This is a genomic window from Bradyrhizobium sp. LA6.1 (assembly GCF_040547805.1).
GTDB classification, from domain to species: Bacteria; Pseudomonadota; Alphaproteobacteria; order Rhizobiales; family Xanthobacteraceae; genus Bradyrhizobium; species Bradyrhizobium barranii.
Genome location: NZ_JBEPQK010000012.1, coordinates 211,476 through 226,882, shown reverse-complemented (window position 1 = coordinate 226,882; position 15,407 = coordinate 211,476). Strand labels below are relative to the sequence as shown.

General features: G+C 65.4%; 14 protein-coding genes. 4 read left to right on the top strand and 10 right to left on the bottom strand.

Annotated features, from left to right (window positions below):
* The first annotated feature begins 143 nt into the window (after positions 1–143).
* Complete coding sequence (locus ABIB99_RS27495) at positions 144–323, top strand: hypothetical protein (RefSeq protein ID WP_014493109.1); 180 nt, start codon at positions 144–146, stop codon at positions 321–323.
* 7 nt (positions 324–330) lie between these two features.
* Here the strand turns inward: ABIB99_RS27495 and ABIB99_RS27490 are convergent, their stop codons facing one another.
* Both ABIB99_RS27490 and ABIB99_RS27485 read right to left on the bottom strand, forming a co-directional pair.
* A complete protein-coding gene (locus ABIB99_RS27490; RefSeq protein ID WP_354178343.1) occupies positions 331–1,803 on the bottom strand; it encodes a carboxylesterase/lipase family protein in 1,473 nt (490 codons plus the stop codon).
* A gap of 81 nt (positions 1,804–1,884) precedes the next feature.
* Positions 1,885–2,133 carry a hypothetical protein gene (locus ABIB99_RS27485; RefSeq protein WP_014493107.1) on the bottom strand — a complete coding sequence of 83 codons (249 nt, stop codon included), beginning with the start codon at positions 2,131–2,133 and terminating at the stop codon, positions 1,885–1,887.
* Between the two features lie 190 nt (positions 2,134–2,323).
* Here ABIB99_RS27485 and ABIB99_RS27480 point away from each other — a divergent pair, with 190 nt between their 5' ends.
* The 3 genes from ABIB99_RS27480 to ABIB99_RS27470 all read left to right on the top strand — a co-directional run bounded on the left by ABIB99_RS27480 (position 2,324) and on the right by ABIB99_RS27470 (position 5,834).
* Positions 2,324–5,014, top strand: coding sequence for a flavin-containing monooxygenase (locus ABIB99_RS27480; protein ID WP_354178341.1), 2,691 nt, complete (start codon positions 2,324–2,326; stop codon positions 5,012–5,014).
* A gap of 130 nt (positions 5,015–5,144) precedes the next feature.
* Complete coding sequence (locus ABIB99_RS27475; protein WP_063979744.1) at positions 5,145–5,417, top strand: hypothetical protein; 273 nt, start codon at positions 5,145–5,147, stop codon at positions 5,415–5,417.
* A 111-nt stretch (positions 5,418–5,528) separates the two neighbouring features.
* Entirely contained in the window at positions 5,529–5,834 is a 306-nt protein-coding gene (locus ABIB99_RS27470; RefSeq protein ID WP_014493104.1) for a hypothetical protein, read from the top strand.
* A gap of 320 nt (positions 5,835–6,154) precedes the next feature.
* Here ABIB99_RS27470 and ABIB99_RS27465 read toward each other — a convergent pair whose 3' ends face one another.
* The 8 genes from ABIB99_RS27465 to ABIB99_RS27430 form a co-directional block, all read right to left on the bottom strand.
* Positions 6,155–6,310: a hypothetical protein gene (locus ABIB99_RS27465; protein WP_166343542.1), complete on the bottom strand. Its 156-nt coding sequence runs from the start codon at positions 6,308–6,310 to the stop codon at positions 6,155–6,157.
* A 115-nt stretch (positions 6,311–6,425) separates the two neighbouring features.
* Positions 6,426–6,935 carry a septal ring lytic transglycosylase RlpA family protein gene (locus ABIB99_RS27460; RefSeq protein WP_354178337.1) on the bottom strand — a complete coding sequence of 170 codons (510 nt, stop codon included), beginning with the start codon at positions 6,933–6,935 and terminating at the stop codon, positions 6,426–6,428.
* A gap of 152 nt (positions 6,936–7,087) precedes the next feature.
* Entirely contained in the window at positions 7,088–7,255 is a 168-nt protein-coding gene (locus ABIB99_RS27455) for a hypothetical protein (protein ID WP_354178335.1), read from the bottom strand.
* Positions 7,256–7,285: 30 nt separating this feature from the next.
* Positions 7,286–8,536 (bottom strand): DUF1501 domain-containing protein, encoded by a 1,251-nt coding sequence (locus ABIB99_RS27450; RefSeq protein WP_354178333.1) that lies wholly within the window; start codon positions 8,534–8,536, stop codon positions 7,286–7,288.
* 2 nt (positions 8,537–8,538) lie between these two features.
* Positions 8,539–10,002, bottom strand: a complete 1,464-nt coding sequence (locus tag ABIB99_RS27445) for a DUF1800 domain-containing protein (protein ID WP_354178331.1) — start codon at positions 10,000–10,002, stop codon at positions 8,539–8,541.
* Positions 10,003–10,187: 185 nt separating this feature from the next.
* Entirely contained in the window at positions 10,188–12,200 is a 2,013-nt protein-coding gene (locus ABIB99_RS27440) for a serine hydrolase (RefSeq protein ID WP_354178329.1), read from the bottom strand.
* A 68-nt stretch (positions 12,201–12,268) separates the two neighbouring features.
* Positions 12,269–14,788 (bottom strand): M56 family metallopeptidase, encoded by a 2,520-nt coding sequence (locus ABIB99_RS27435; protein WP_354178327.1) that lies wholly within the window; start codon positions 14,786–14,788, stop codon positions 12,269–12,271.
* Positions 14,785–15,177: a BlaI/MecI/CopY family transcriptional regulator gene (locus ABIB99_RS27430; protein WP_014493096.1), complete on the bottom strand. Its 393-nt coding sequence runs from the start codon at positions 15,175–15,177 to the stop codon at positions 14,785–14,787. Before ABIB99_RS27430 ends, ABIB99_RS27435 begins: the two co-directional genes overlap by 4 nt.
* Positions 15,178–15,407 lie beyond the last annotated feature (230 nt).

The window sequence follows — 15,407 nt, the reverse complement described above, 5'->3', positions numbered from 1 at the left end:
GTTGACAACATGCGCGTGCGAGCTGCCCGCGCGAACGGCGGCGAGCATAGGCAAACCGGTATGGTTAGCAAGTCGTTAACGATTTGCCGCTCACAATCCGGCCGTGGCCGAAGGAATCGGCCTGAAGACAAGCGAGACGTGAGATGAAGAAGTTTGCGCTGGGGGACGTCGTCAACAGTGACAAGGGCCGCCGTGGCGTCGTTCGCGCCGCCTACAGGTCCAAGGACGGCCAGCAGTTCTACGCCGTCGAGAAGGACGGCGCGATGGACCACCTGGAAGAACACCGGCTGAGCCCCGCGCCGCGCGTCGAGCTCGCGGCCTAAGCCCAACTCATTTTCTGCTCTCACCTGCAAGCCGGTCCAGGCGATCCGACCAGGGGTCGTCTCCGCTCGCGATGCGATCGTTCGTGATCAGCAGCAGGCGATCGCGGTCTGCGGCCGCGTCCCAATGCGGCAGGTCCGGGCCGTTGGGATCGCCAGTCTTCGCAAAGTTGATCCAGTAACCGCGCATGCGGGTCGCGACCTCGCGATCCCCCCATGTGAGCGGTCCCGCGCCGGGCACGCCTTCCGCGCCGAAGATGAATTGCAACTCGCGCCCGTGCCCTTCGTCGGGATTTGTGCGCCGGGCCTCGGTCACGTAAGCGAAGCGATAGCGAAACGTTGGCGCACCGGTTGCCGCATGGAGGCGGGCAAGCAGCCTGACCGGCTCGGAGAAAACCTTGTCGGTATAGAATTTGGCTGCGCGCTCCGATGGCCTGGCGATGTCAGGGTAGAGCTGGCGCAGCTCATCGCTGCTCTCGCCCGAGGACGCCAGCGTCTCCCTGATCTCCCACTCGCCGTCGAAACGCGTCTCGTCGTCATTCGAGCCGATCATAAGTGGAATGCGGCTTTCATGTCCTGCCGCAAATCCCGCGGCCACGTCTTCGCGCACCAGGATTCCATCCATCGCGGGCGCGAAGCTACGCTCAGATTTGGCGAGCAGTTTTTGTTCGGCCGCAAGCAGCCGCGCCGGCGCGGCGACGCGCAAATCCGCCTGCTGCCCAAGCGCTGCCACGAATTGCCGGCCCATGGCCTCCGCCTCCTGCACCGGGCGCAGGCGCGCGCGGCCGGGCAGCGATTGCAGAATGGCTTTCTGGAACAGATCGCGCGATTGCGCACACAGCATCAGCAGCGCGATCGACGTCGCGCCTGCGCCGCCGCCGAACAGGGTGACGTTGTTCGGATCGCCGCCGAAGGCCGCGATGTTGTCGTGCACCCAGTGCAGCGCCGCGATCTGGTCCATCAGGCCGTAATTGCCGGAGCCACCTTCCGACAGCGCGGGATGAGTGAGCCAGCCGAGCGCGCCGAGCCGATAATTCACGGTGACCACGATGAGGCCCGCTTGCGCGAGCTTTGCACCGTCGAACAGCGGATCGTTCGCGGTGCCGCTGATGAAGCCGCCGTCATGGATGAAGACCATCACCGGCAGCGGACCATCGACCCCGAAGGGACGGAATACGTTGAGCGTGAGGCAGTCCTCGCTCGTATCAGGCAGCGAGGGCTGAAGACACGGCGCGCCGTACTCATAGGCGGTGCGCATCTCGGGGTTCTCGGCCGTTGCCTGCGGTGGGCGCCAGCGCAGTGCGCCGACCGGAGCCGCCGCGTAGGCCAGCCCCTTGAACGACGCCACCTCGCCCTCGACGGCGCCGAGCATCTGTCCTTCACGCGTCAGCGCGAACGGAAACTGCCCGACCGCCTGAGCGACGGCCGCACCGTCCCAGCAAAGGAGTGAAGACGCCACAACGAGTGCAAACTGGAGTAGCATCCTGGGGGATCTCGATGCGCCAAAAGGTTCCCCGACAGGTTACGTCTGCGGCCCGCGATGAGGCAAGCTCGGCGGCGCCGGCTAACCGCCCTTGGCGACGATCTCCGCCAGCGCGCGGCGTGCGACGATGCCGAGCTCACCAAGCGTGGAATGGCCCGATTGCGCCGCCTCGATCAGGCGCTCGGCGATGAACCTGCGGCTGTCGTGATCGCCGCCGTGCGGCAATTGGCGGCACGTCTGCTCCAGGACGACGTCCATGTTGGCTTTCGTCCGCTCGCTCAACTCTGTCATGACGTCCGGTCGGTACGCGTGGCTTGTAACCGCAAGCATACACAGAAGGATGTGGTCTGATTAGCCCGGACAATCCCGGCGGTTGTGCATCGCGGTGCGTGTATCGCCGCAACCTTCGCGCGGCCACGATGGCGCCGCAAACGACTACCGAAGATTGTACCTGTCCTGATGACAAGCCAAGCCTGCGGCGATAGCCTGCCGGCAAAACAAAAGACACGGGAGGAATACCATGCCAGACGCAATGGTCGCCGCACGTGAGTCCAAAGCGGCGAGTGGAACAGCCCAACAAGTCGACGTTGCCGTGGTCGGTGCCGGATTTGCCGGCCTTTATCTTCTCCATCGCCTGCGCAAGTCCGGCCTCACGGCGGTCGCCCTCGAGGAAGCCGGCGATGTCGGCGGCACCTGGTACTGGAACCGCTATCCCGGCGCCCGCTGCGATATCCAGACCATCGACTACAGCTACACTTTCGATCCGGAGCTCGATAACGCGTGGACCTGGTCGGAGAAATACGCGACCCAGCCCGAGATCCTGCGCTATCTCGGCTTCGTTGCCGATCGCTACGATCTGCGCCGCGACATCCGCTTCAAGACCAAGGTCACCGAAGCCAAATGGGACGAAGCGACTGAGCGCTGGCAGCTCACCACGAGCAGCGGCACGCCGGTCTCCTGCCGCCACTACATCATGGCCACAGGCTGCCTCTCCGCGCCGAAGCCGCCGGAGATCGACGGCGTCAAGGATTTCGAGGGCAAAGTCTATTTCACCGGGCGCTGGCCGCATGACGGCGTCGATCTCGCCGGCAAGCGCGTCGCCGTGATCGGCACGGGGTCGTCAGCCATCCAGTCGATCCCGCTGATCGCCGAGCAGGCCGCGCATCTGACCGTGTTCCAGCGAACGCCAAACTTCGCGCTGCCGGCGCATAACGGCCCCTCGCCGTCCGATCGCATGGATATTTTCCAGAGCGACCGCGCGGCCTATCGCGAGCAGGCGCGACAGTCGATGACCGGCGTGCCCTATCCGCAGCAAACCGTCGTGAGCTGGCAATTGAGCGATGCCGAGCGTCGTGAGCGGTTCGAACGTGCCTGGGCAGCCGGCGACCTCGTCCACATCCTGACGCAGCTCTGGGCCGACCAGGGCGTCGACTTCAACGGCAATGCGCTGATCGGCGAGCTGATCCGCGAGAAGATCGCCGCTGCCGTGAAGGATCCGGAGACGGCGGCCGCACTGATGCCGCACGATCATCCTTTCGGCGCAAAACGCCCCTGCCTCGATACCAATTACTACGCGACCTACAACCGGCCGAACGTCACGCTGGTCAATCTGCGCCAGGAGCCGATCAAGGCGATCACCGCCAGCGGCATCACCACCGGCAAACGTAACGTCGACGTCGACGTCATCGTGTTCGCGACCGGCTTCGACGCCATGACCGGCGCGATCCGCGCCGTGCATCCGATCACCGGACGCGGCGGCAAGTCGCTGACCGATGTCTGGGCGCAGGGGCCGCAGACCTATCTCGGGGTCACGGTCGAAGGGTTCCCCAACTTCTTCATCATCACCGGGCCCGGAAGCCCGTCGGTGCTGTCGAACATGGCGGTGTCGATCGAGCAGCATGTCGACTGGGTCGTCGACCGCATCGCTGCGCTGCGCGACGCCGGCTTCACCACGATCGAGCCGACCGAGACGGCGCAGGCCGGCTGGGGCCGGCACATGACGGACTGTTCGATGGTGACCCTGCACCGGCTCGCCAACACCTGGTACACGGGCGCCAACGTCCCCGGCAAGGTGCAGGGCCTGATGCCTTACACCGGCGGCGTCGGCCCCTATCGCAGCATTTGCGACGAGGTCACGGCCCGCGGCATGCTCGGCTTCAGGCTGACCGGCCCCAACGGCGCCGCGCAATGCAACGACGGCGAGGTGGTATGCCTGCAGCCGGATGTGCGGCTGGTGCTGAACCTGCTGGCATCGCTGAACCTGCCGCCGATCGAGTCGATGGGCGCGCTCGGCGCACGCGCCTTCGTCAACGAGTTCAACCAGGGCCGGCCCGCGGGACGGCTGATCGGCGATATCGTCGACGGCACGCTGCCCGGCGCGGACGGCACGCTGCCTTACCGGATCTACAAGCCGGCAACGCCGGGGCCCCATCCGGTCGTGGTCTATTTCCACGGCGGCGGCTGGGTGCTCGGCGACGAGCAATCGGACGAGCCGCTCTGCCGCGATCTGGTGCGGCGGACCGGCATGATGTTCGTCAGCGTCGGCTATCGCCACGCGCCCGAGCATCGTTTCCCGACCGCGGCCGAGGACGGCTATGCGGCAACGCGCTGGATCGCCGAGCACGCGACCGAGCTTGGCGGCAGGCCGGGCCCGGTGCTGGTCGCAGGCTGGAGCGCCGGCGGCAACATCGCCGCCGTCACCTGCCAGCTTGCGCGCGATCGCGGCGGGCCTGAGATCGCCGGCCAGCTCCTGGTCTGCCCGGTCACCGACTGCACCTTCGACCGGCCCTCCTACAACGACAATGCGACCGGCTATTTCCTGACGCGCTCGCTGATGTGCTGGTTCTGGGACCTCTACTGCTCACCAGCCGACCGCACCGATCCGCGCGTCTCGCCGCTGCGCGGCAACGTCGCCGGCCTGCCGCCGGCCTTGGTCGTCACCTGTGAATTCGACCCGTTGCGCGACGAGGGCATCGCCTATGCCGAGGCAATGGCGGCCGCCGGCGTCCCGGTCGAGCAGCTCAGGGCACGCGGCCATTTCCACTCGTCCTTTGCGATGGTCGACGTGGTGATCACCGGTGTAGCGGGTCGGGTGCAGATGGCCGAAGCCCTGCGGCGCTTCGCCGGGCTTCCGCCGAAAGTCAGCCGCGACGATGAGGATAGCCACGATCACGCCAGCCCGGGCCACAGAATCGCGGCGGCCGCGAGCTGATTTGCGACAAGGCGGCCGGGAACCTTTTCCCGGCTGCTGCGTTAAGCGCTTGGCATTAAGATGCAGTGATAGGTGTGGGCCCCGGCACGCAGGCCCGCGTGTTGGGGCAATTTTTGTTGCGTGAGGGACGATGGGAGACGTGGTTGCGGATTCAAAGGTCGATTTCGGAGCGCCGGCAACCCTGCATAAATGGCCGTCGCTTGCGAACCAGCGCCGACCGGACAGGGATTCTTATCAGGTGAGCGAAGGTACGCTCGACCAGTGTATATCGGCCTTCATGGAGAAGCCGGCCACGACCAGGCATCTCTATGAGATTCACACGATTGCGCAGCCGCCGCTGGTCACCGATATCCTCTCGCCCGAGCACGTCATCGAGCTATCGCGGTTGAGAGAATTTCTCTGATTGCGTGCAGACGCGGAAGCTGCACGCGCGCGACAAGCTTTTCATGAGGCAGGAACCTTCTACCCGATTTTCCCGTTAACCGGGATCGGAAGTCGAGACGAGAGCCCCAAGATGCTTGAAGCCGGCGTACCATCCGCGGTCGTGCCCTATGGCGCAGACCAGACCCTGTTCGTGGTGATTGATCGCCGCGACAAGGCGACTGAAATCCGCATCGAACGAAGCGATCTTGAAGCCACCATCGGCGAGCTCGTCGCCGGCTGCTTCAACGATCCGATCAAGGTGATCTCGTTCAACACGCTCGAACACTGGATGAAGGACATCTCGACCGAAATCGCCGGCGAGATCAAGGCGCGCTGCGACATCGATGGCGTCCGGCTTCCCGACTATCTCAGCGACTTCGTCGAGAGTCATAGCTGACCGCGCCCCGTCCTCGTTGATACGTTTCAAATCGCAGGCAAAAAAAGCGCCGCTTCCGCGGCGCTTTTCGTGTGGCAGCATTATTGTTTGAGCGTGATCTTATCAGAAAGCGACTCCACGCTTTTCCGGATCATGCACTAGTGGTGCCAGAACAATGCCAGCAGCAGAACGATCGGCAGCGGCACGCCAAGCAGCCAAAGCAAAGCACCTCGTCCAAAACCCATGACTTTCCTCCTCCACATTCATCAATGACATGACGCCAGAGACGAACAGAAGTTCCGCGCCTCGCAGCGAGGGCGAATGCGTTCAGTGCATGGTTATCAGGCGCGCCGGTACCTGCCGGCGATGACCTCGATTTCGCGGCGGCGTTCGCCGGCAAAGGTCAGGAGCTTTTCGATGGTCAGCGTATCCGTGATCCGTTTGGCGAGCCGCTCGGCGCGCGCGGCCTGATCTTCGAGATACTGGATCGTGTTCAAACGCCGCCTCCCCCGAGGACCCCAAATTGGAGCCCCGACTTGTTTGGGCACTCATGGTGCGCCAGGGCGACTAACACTCGGTTAAGCGGGGCGGCTCAAGTCAATCAATCGCGCTCTATCGCACCACGTCGAGCCGGACATTGGTGATGCCCTTGTCGACCATGCCGAGCGCCTCGGCCGCGGACGGCGAGATGTCGACCACGCGTCCGCGAACATAGGGCCCGCGATCGTTGACCCGGACGGTCACGAAGCGGCCTGAGGAGACGTCCGTCACGCGCAGCTTGGTGCCGAACGGCAGGCTGGGATGCGCCGCCGTCAATTCGTTCTTGTCGAACCTCTCGCCGCTCGCGGTCTCCGTGTCCGAATAGAAGCTGGCAACGCCGTGCGAAGCGGTTTGCTTTGCGTCACGGTCGCGGACCCGGCTGATCGGCCGCGGATGCAGGGCCGCTACCCTATGGGGCCGCTGGACCGCAGCCTGCCGATTGGTGCCAAGATCGGCCTTCTGGCGGCCGACCGGCGATTGTGCGCAGGCGGCGAGCGATGCGGCACCGACGATGGCGAGCAGCAACCGGCATGAGCTTGCGAGGGAAATTCGGGCACTTTCGGCACGTGCAATGCGAGACATGGTACGCCCTCCGAACTGCCCGGAGTTTCGGCGGGCAATGAGGGCAGAACCTTGGCTGAAGGAAAGCAGGCTTAGGGCCACGACCGTTTCGCGCCGGCTGTGGCGATTCCACCACAGTGGCGTGTCCTAAGTCGAGCCAGACTCGCGAAAAACTAACCCGATACAACACGCCAGACGATCGGGCGCGTCTCCAGCTGCGCGTCGCTCGCCTCGGTGTCACCCTTCAGGAGCCGCATCAGCTCGCGCCGATAGAGCCGCCGCCAGCTGGTTTTCAGGCTGGCGAGAAAGTCGAGTTCCCGTTGCGTCAGTGTGCACATCATGGACCCGATCCGGTTGCGACGGCCGCGCCGTCAGCCGACGAGGCCTCCCATCGGCTTGACGTCCGCGCTGCCGGGGAAGACCGCATCCGCCAGCACCTTCTCCTCGACACGCAGATGATCCCTGAGCAGGCCCTTCAGCACGGCGCGGAGATCGGTGGTCGGCTTGAGGTCGCGATCCTCGAACAGTTGCACGGACTTCAGTCCCGGCCAGTCCGCGATCACGCGGCCGCCGGCGAGCGCGCCGCCAATGAGGAAGGCGACCGTGCCCGTGCCGTGATCCGTGCCCTGCGTGCCATTGATGCGCGCGGTGCGCCCGAACTCGGTGACGACGGCGACGACCGTCTCGCCCCACACCTCGCCCATGTTGCTCTCGATCGCGGCAAACGCACCGTCGAGCGCGCCGAGCAGATTGTAGAGCTGGCCTGACGCTGCGCCTTCCGCGATGTGCGTATCCCAGCCGACGAAGCCCATCGCGCCGACGCGCGGGCCGTCGGGCTTGGCGAGATAGCGCGCGGCGGTGCCGGCGGCTTCGGCGAAATAGGCGCGCACGCGCGCGATGCCGGGCGGCATCAATGTCGGATCGTCCGACATCGGATCGCCCGTGCCGGGCGCGCCGCCGAGCGAGGCGAGCTTCATGCGCGCCTGGAGCACGGTCGCAAGCTTCGGGTCGGTGTGCTGGTAGAGATCGAGCAGGCGGTTCTGCGTGTCCTCGCTCGCCGGCAATAGTTTCTGCGGCACCCATGTCATAACGGGCGCCGAGCCGCGCACCACCAGCGGCGTCACCGAGCCGATGCCGAGCGCGCGACTGCCGCGCGGATCGACGCGCCCACCCGATTCCATCGCGAGCAGCGCGCGGTTGAGCCATCCCGATGCGGTGGCACCGGGCTTGGTGAACCCGCTCTCCAGCACGTCCTGGCCGTCGAAATGCGAGTGCTCGCGATAGGGCGTCGCGGTGGCGTGGACGATCGCCGCCTTGCCGCCCTTGTAGAGCCGGTGCAGGTTCGGCATCGCCGGGTTGAGCGCGAAGAAGGAATCGAGCGGCAATGCCGGCGGCTTGCCGTCCAGCACCAGCGCGCGATCGCCGCGCAAGCCGACCCAGTCGGGATCGCCGACCGGCGCGACCGCACCGAGACCGTCGAGCGCGCCACGCAGGACGACGACGAGAAGGCGCGGATCGCGCCCTTCGGCACGTGCGATCCGCGGCATCTGGCTCCACGCGAACAGCGCACTGGAGCCGACCAGAAGCTCGCGCCGCGTGGGCAAATGATTGTCGAAGCCCATGCTCACCTCCTCTGAAAATCTGCCGACATGAACAGCAGCGCCAGCGCCTGCTGGCGGCTCTCGGCGCGGCCGACCGCCTGCTTCACTTCGGGCGCGATCTGCGATGCGAAAACGTCCTCGATGATCCCCTGCGGATCAGCAGTGGCCGCCACGCGCTCGGCAAAATTGTTGGCGATGTCGAGCCGCCGGCCAATGCCGTCGATCCAGCTTGCCTCGTCATCCGGATAGCCCTTGGGCGCCGACGGCCGCCACAGCCCTTCGCCGAGCAGCTCCTGGCCCGCCGTGAAACGCGTGGGGTCGACGACCGTAATCCCGGTCGCGCGCACCATGCCAACGCCCCATTCGCTCGGACGCTTCAGTTTTGACGGCGACCCGCGCCACGCGTCGTCCGACGAGACCATCGTGATAGCGACCTGCTTGAGATCGCCCTCGGTGTCGCGGAACGTCTTCGCCATTTGTTCGACGAGTGGCGGAGGCGGCTCGTCGGCCACGAAATGCCGTACGAGCTTGGTTGCGACATGGGTCGCGGTCGCCGGATGTGCAGCGAGGTCGCGCAGCACGGCGCGGCCCTGCTCGGCGTCCTCCTGCTCGTAACGCTTGCCGAGCACCGTCTGCCCGCCGGGCTCGTGGAGCCGCGGGTTGAAGGTGAATTCGCCGCCGTGCTCGGGATTGTCTCCGGGCGGAACAAGCGTCCATCCCGTCAACACATTGGCGAAGCTGATCACGTCGTCCTGGGTGTAGCCGGTCCGCACACCCAGCGTGTGCAATTCCATGATCTCACGCGCGATGTTTTCGTTGAGGCCGCGGCTGCGGTTGATGCCGGCGATCGAGTTCGCGCCCATCGAGCCGAGATTATCGAGATAGAACAGCATCGCCGGGTGGCCTTCGACCGCCAGCAGAAGATCGACGAAGTGGCCGAGCGCATTTGCGCGAATGGCCTCGCGCTCGTAAGCACCCGACATGCTCTGGATCTTGTAGGCCGAGATGCAGAAATGGTTGGACCAGAACCACACCAGCCGCTCGGCGAAGCCGATGTCGGCGGCGAGCGCGGCTTCCGTGTGCAGCTTGGCTTCCTGCAAATACATCGGACGGCCGGGATCGGGAACGGCATCGGCCGCCTGCTTGGCCGCCATCTCGGCGGCATCCTTCGCGGAGCCCTGGCCTTGCGCCTGCCCTTGCGTTTGATCTTCGGACATGACGGGCGCCGCCGCCGTCTGCTGCTTCTTCGCCTGCTGCTGCGCCTGCTTGGCGCGCGCCGCGCGCCGCGCATTGGCGTCGGCCACCGTGCGATAGGCCTTCGCACTGGAAGGCAGGCTTGCCGCTGCGGTCAGCACCAGCGGCCGGTCGAGCTCGGCAATCAGCGCGCCGCGCGGATCTGTCCCGACAGCGGCAACCGACCCCGGTCGCGGCCCCATCCCGAACCGATGAAGCGCCAGCACCGCTTCAGCCTTTGCAGAATTGCTCATGGCGAACGCCCAATTCTCCGAGCCACCCGACGGCAGCGCGATGTTGCCGCGTGCGGACTACGAACCGTAATGCTACAGACCGTAACACTAGAGATCGGCTTGCGCAAGCCGGGATTGAAAACGCCGCTGCACTATCTCGGTAGAACAAGCGCGCATCCGCTGCCCGGCGGACGCGCGTGAGAGGCCTAGAAATTCGGCCCGAGCGCGATCTTCGCCGCGTGCTGCTCCCAAAGCCCAGGATTCAAGATGAGCCCAGAGACTTTGCCCGCGGCGTCCCTGACGAAAGCGATCCGGGTACGATCTTCGTCGGCTGCGGTGAATTCGTTGCTTGATGTCGCCACGAACGGGGTCGCCTTGCCCTTCTCGAATTCGAGGACCGGCCAGACCCCCGTCGCTTCCGCGACGAGCTTGCCTTCCGCGACGCGAACCTGAAGCCGGACCGAATTGACACGGCGGTCGGCTCTCACGACACTGAGGTCGTTCACGCCGTCTTGCCCCTTGTGGACGAGCTTCATCTTGATCGTCGAGTTGGCTGGCCCTCGCAGCTTGGCCAGGACATCGGCGAGCGCGAGGCCTCTCAGCGGCGCGCCGTCAATTTCAGTGATGAGGTCACCCGCCGTCACACCGGCCTTGGCTGCGGGGCTGCTGCCAGGGTTCGGCTTGTTGATCCTCAGCCCCTCCTGCTCCATGGCGACGAAATTGCCGATTCCCAGCCATCCGGTCTTGCCATCGGCCAGGCCCTGCCTGTCACGCGAGCTCACCGTGGCGCCGAAGTCATAGGTTCCGGCATAATCGGCGAGCGCTTCCGGGCTCAGGGGCACCGGCGCAGCCGGCGGGACGGCGGTCGACTCGGGAATCGTCAATGCGCCATAGACGAGGTGATTGATCCCCGAATACAGCACCGCCTGGCGCCCTTTGCTGCCGGGCGTCGCCTGGACCATCTGTACGCCGATCAATTGCTCCGCCGGATCGATCCAGAAATACGTGCTCCAATGTCCAGCCCAGGAAAAGCTTCCAACCGCTCCCGGTATCCAGCTTTGGACCGGATCGGTGCGGATGGCGAAGCCAAGCCCGAAGGTTGTTCCGGCGCGGGCGCCAACCTCGTCACCTCCGAAGATGCTGACACCCGATGGCAGTGCGTTCGTCGTCATCTGCTTCACCGCATGCGGGCTGAGCACGCGCACGCCATCGAGCTCGCCGCCATTGAGCAGCATCTGGCAAAAGCGGAGATAGTCGGGCGCGGTCGATACGAGTCCGCCGTCGCCGGAAAACAACTTTGGCGACGTCGTGACATCCCAGATCGGCGGCCGTTCCGGCATGGGAGAATCGACGAGCCGATCGAGCTTCTCCTTCGGCACAAAGAAGCCGGTATCGACCATATGCAGCGGACCAAAGATGTGGCTCTCCAGGAACTGATCGAAGGGCTGACCGGACGCCACTTCAACGACCCGGCTCAGCACTTCGGCGCTCCAGCCATATTCATGGACCTCGCCGGGCTCGTGCGCGAGCGGCAGGCGGGCCAGGCTCGACACGAATTCCGCCAACGTCGTGTCGCGTCTCCGCACGGCCCTCAAGCCATAGAGCTCATGGATCGTCCGGATCCCGAAGTCGGCGCTTGCGTCGGCAAGGCCCCGTTCCGGGTAGGCAAAATCGAGCTCCGGATAGATCAGGCCAGACGTATGGCGCAACAGATCGCGAACCGTCATCGCACGTTTTGCTGGTTTTGGCAGACCGAGCCCGTACTCCATTTCGCCTGTCGCCGGGTCAGCCTTCTGGAAAGCGACCCGCATGTTCGCAAGCTCCGGCAGATATTGCGAGACGGGAGCGTCGAGGTCGAGCTTGCCCTCGTCCACCAGAATCATGGCGGCGACACTGGTCACCGGCTTGGACATCGAGGCGATCCAGAAGATGGAATTCGTCTTCATCGGGACGGTCTTGGCGCGGTCCTGAAATCCGATGGCCTGCAAATAGGCGAGCTTGCCGCCCTTCGCGATTGCGACGACCGCGCCGGGCAAAAGGCCGTCCGACGGCGAGAAAGAATCGAAGCGCGCCTGATACCACGGCGCGATCCGCGCCAGACGCGCGGCCGAGAATCCCATGCTTTTCGCATCGCCCGGCGTCGCGAGGTCATCGGCGAACGCCGTCCCCGACAGGCAAAGCACAACGGGAATCGCCCACATCGATGCGACGAGTCTCACTCCGCAGTCTCCGCAGAAGCAGAAGCACAACAAATCTGAGCAGGCACTCCTGCGGCAGATGTGAACCGCTAGAAATTGGGTCCGAGCGCGATCTTCGTGATCGTGCCGTTCCTGACGCCGATGCGCCATTCCGCCGAGCCGTTGGCGAACTGGGCGACATAGATGTCGCTGTCGAGCGCGGTGACGCCACGGAACGAAACCGCGCGCAATGCGCCGAGCCGCGCCAGGATCGCCTGGTCGAACGGAAGCTGCTGACGCGTGATGTCGGCCACCTCCGACGTCATGCGCTCGTAGTCCGGCTGGCCCTTGCCGACGCCTTCGATGTAGTGGCGCAGCATCTCCTCACCATTGGCGATCGGAACGGCGCGGCGCGCGGCGCGGCCGGGACGCGCACCGAGGTTTGACGCCTCGACGTTGTGGAAGCGCGTCTGCCGGCCCGGCACAAGAACCTCAAGGCAGCGCCCCGACTTGTCGGCGATCATCCAGGGATTGTTCACGGTGGTCGTGGAGGCCCAGGTCGCGTTGGGCCTGACGACGCTCTGCATCCTGCGATTGCCGCTGGCGTCGAGATTGAAGACCTGAAGGTCCTCGCCCATCTCGTTGTAGACCATGATCCTGATCGGCGAGGTGCCGGCGCGGCCGCGCACGCTCGCCTCCTCCGAACAGGAGACGATGCCGCCGAGTTCGTCATTGCCGTCGGCCCGGAACAGCACGTCGCCGGCCTTGCCGTCGGGCTCGAGCATCAGGCGGAATTCGGCCGTGCCGTTCTCGAACTTCGCGCCATAGATGTCATAGCCGCCGGGGCCGACGCCACGGAAGAAGAGCGATTCCACCGCACCGAGCGCCTGGAACGCCTCGCGCATTTCATTGAGCTGCCGGTGGACCTTGGCCGCAAGCGGCGCGCTCATGCGATCGTAGTTCGGCGTTCCGGCGCGCAGGTCTTCGATCCCGCGCAAGATCATCTCCTTGCCGCCCGCGACCGGGACCTGCTCCCTGAACCTGTCAGGAACTTCCGCAAGGCGGCGCGTGAAGTCCGCCTCGACCGCCTGGGCCACCGCTGCATCGACGCGAGGCGCGAGGCGAGCGCCGAACATTGCGCTCTGCACCAGCACGCGTGCGACCTTCGACTGCTCGTCGCGCAGGAATATCAAGAGATGGTCGCCGCGGAAGGAGAAGGCGTCAGCGCCCTCGGCGAGGACCTGCGTTGCGCCCTGTCCCGTCTCACGCAACCAGAGACGATCGCCGTCACGCCGCAGGGTGAGCACGCGGTTCGGCGCGATCCTGTACCAGCCGACATATTGATCGAGCGACGCGGGATCGACGGCCGCCGTCGGCATCTCGGCGACGCGAACCGCGCGGATATCGCGACCGTTCATGCGCAGCGTCAGCTCGGAGGAGCGGCGCTCCGCATCGAGCGGGAACGTGATCTCGCCGGACGAGGTCGCGTAGGCCGCGGTGCCGTCACTGCCAACCGTCAGGCGCAGCCTGCGCTGTCCGGTGAGCTGGCCGTAAAGGTCGTCGCCCTCGCGGAAGATGGCGAACACCGAGGCAGGACCCATGGCGTAGAAATTGACGAAGGGGCGGTAATGCTGGGCCGGCACCTCGCCGGTATCCGCAGCGACGGGCGCGGGATCCGGGGTGCGATAGGCGATCATGCCGGCGGACACGATCACAGCCGGAATGATCGCGGCCGCGATCCATAGCCGCTTGCGCCAGCCGACCGCGACGGGCATGGCGGCGGCCGCGATGATGCGCTCGACGCGGGCGCGCACGGTCGATACCCGCGCCATCGCGAGCTCCACCGGCCGCGGATTTACGCTGGTTGCGACATCGAGCAGGATTTCGGCATAGGACCACCGGTCGTCGATGACTTCGATCGCCTCGGCGTCGCTGATGATCTCGGCGAGCTCGGCGAGACGCGCGAGCTGCCACCACGAGAACGGACTGAACCAGAACACTGCACGGTTGAGCGAGGCGAGCAGCAGGACGTAGAAATCGCGATTGGCGACATGCGCGCTCTCGTGCGCGAGCACCGCGAGGCGCTTCTTCGCATCCCAGCCGGAGAATTGCGGCGGCACCAGAATGGTCGAGCCGAACGTGACGGGACCGCCGACCTCGCGGCTGACGCGCACGTCGGCGTCGATCAGCTGCGGGCCGCTCATCGGCCTTGCCGCGCGTGCCAGACGCCAGGTCAGGCAGAGACCGATGGCCAGCCGCAGCAGCAACGCGCCGGCGACGCCGGCATAGACGATGGTGGCGACCAGCCACCAATTGATCGATACAGCAGCTTTTGCCGGCGCCACGACAGCCGCGCCCGGCGGAATTGGCAGCGCCGGTTGCGGGGCCTCCAGCATCGAGATGTCGGCCGGCAGGAAATCATCCGGCACGGATACCGGCAGAGGCATCCGGGTGATCGTCAGCGTCGGCCAATGCATCACGAAGGGCATCGCCAGCGATGCCAGCAGCACGACGACCCACGCCGTCATGTGGACGTGCGGATTGCGCACGCGAAACAGGTTGAGACCGAACCAGACGACGCCTCCCAGCACGAAGGAGCGTAGCGCCGCCTCAGCCAGAGTTGCGATCATTCTTTCTTCACTCCCCTCGCCTTCTTCGCCTTGGCCACCTGGTCGGCCAGTGTACGCAGCTGCTGCTGGTCGAGCATCGCATTGTCCACCATGCCGACGAGGACTTCCTCCATCGAGCCGTTGCAGAACCAGTCGACGATACGCTGCACCGCCTTGGCCGCGACCCGCGCGCGCTCTTCCGCAGCGTGGTAGACATAGGTGCGTCCGTCCACGGTGTGCCGAGCATAGCCCTTTTCTTCCAGCCGGCGCAGCACCGTGCGGACCGTGGATTCCTTTAGACGCCGCGACAGCCGCTCGCGCACGACTTCGGCCGTAACGGGACCATGGGCCCAAACCAATTGCATAACCTCGTGCTCGAGGTCGCCCAGTTCGGGCAAACGATCGTCCATGGCATCTGACCTTGCGGATTGAGTTTTCTTGTAACGCTACAGATCGTCGCATATGCGGCCGCGCCGCGCAACGGCGATTCCACCTGAAATGGCGTCGTGGGCCGGCCTGACGAGACGGATAAACTTTCGATTTTGGCCAGCAGCGTGCCTTGCCCCTCACCCGGATCGCTCACGCGATCCGACCTCTCCCCGCTGAAAAAGCGGGGAGAGGTTAAGAAGCGTCACCGCGA

Coding starts and splice junctions, on each gene's coding strand:
- ABIB99_RS27430 (WP_014493096.1), bottom strand. CDS start 15,177: ATGGACGATCGTTTGCCCGAACTGGGCGACCTCGAGCACGAGGTTATG.
- ABIB99_RS27490 (WP_354178343.1), bottom strand. CDS start 1,803: ATGCTACTCCAGTTTGCACTCGTTGTGGCGTCTTCACTCCTTTGCTGG.
- ABIB99_RS27435 (WP_354178327.1), bottom strand. CDS start 14,788: ATGATCGCAACTCTGGCTGAGGCGGCGCTACGCTCCTTCGTGCTGGGA.
- ABIB99_RS27450 (WP_354178333.1), bottom strand. CDS start 8,536: ATGGGCTTCGACAATCATTTGCCCACGCGGCGCGAGCTTCTGGTCGGC.
- ABIB99_RS27445 (WP_354178331.1), bottom strand. CDS start 10,002: ATGAGCAATTCTGCAAAGGCTGAAGCGGTGCTGGCGCTTCATCGGTTC.
- ABIB99_RS27480 (WP_354178341.1), top strand. CDS start 2,324: ATGCCAGACGCAATGGTCGCCGCACGTGAGTCCAAAGCGGCGAGTGGA.
- ABIB99_RS27455 (WP_354178335.1), bottom strand. CDS start 7,255: ATGATGTGCACACTGACGCAACGGGAACTCGACTTTCTCGCCAGCCTG.
- ABIB99_RS27460 (WP_354178337.1), bottom strand. CDS start 6,935: ATGTCTCGCATTGCACGTGCCGAAAGTGCCCGAATTTCCCTCGCAAGC.
- ABIB99_RS27470 (WP_014493104.1), top strand. CDS start 5,529: ATGCTTGAAGCCGGCGTACCATCCGCGGTCGTGCCCTATGGCGCAGAC.
- ABIB99_RS27495 (WP_014493109.1), top strand. CDS start 144: ATGAAGAAGTTTGCGCTGGGGGACGTCGTCAACAGTGACAAGGGCCGC.
- ABIB99_RS27485 (WP_014493107.1), bottom strand. CDS start 2,133: ATGCTTGCGGTTACAAGCCACGCGTACCGACCGGACGTCATGACAGAG.
- ABIB99_RS27475 (WP_063979744.1), top strand. CDS start 5,145: ATGGGAGACGTGGTTGCGGATTCAAAGGTCGATTTCGGAGCGCCGGCA.